At 47.2% G+C, this 345-nt stretch carries 1 pseudogene; it reads left to right on the top strand.

The annotated features are described in order from the left end of the window. A pseudogene (locus AB4486_RS23970) lies at positions 1–345 on the top strand (aspartoacylase); the annotation flags it as partial.

Consider the following 345-nt stretch of genomic DNA (forward strand, 5'->3'; position numbering starts at 1 on the left):
TGAAGACAGAAAACCTTGGGATGAGCAGCCATACCTGTGCACGGCAGGTGATCGCGGCGTTATGATTGAAGTAGGGGCTCAAGCGCATGGGTCACTCAAGTTCGACACTCTCAAACTCATGAAGCAGATGCTAACCTTGGTTCTTGATTACGTTGAGAACCATAATCTTAACCAAGTTAAAGCGTTACAAGACTACAGTGCTTTCTTCTATGTTGAGGAAGTGAATGTGCCACTTGGTCCCGATGGTATGCGAGTCGCTACGGTACACCCAGCGATTTGTGGCAGAGATTTCGAACCCGTGAAGCAAGGTGAGCCGTTGTTAGCGACTTTCTTTGGTTATGATAT

The sequence above is a fragment of the Vibrio sp. 10N.222.55.C6 genome (assembly GCF_041473395.1).
Classification (GTDB): Bacteria; Pseudomonadota; Gammaproteobacteria; order Enterobacterales; family Vibrionaceae; genus Vibrio; species Vibrio crassostreae_C.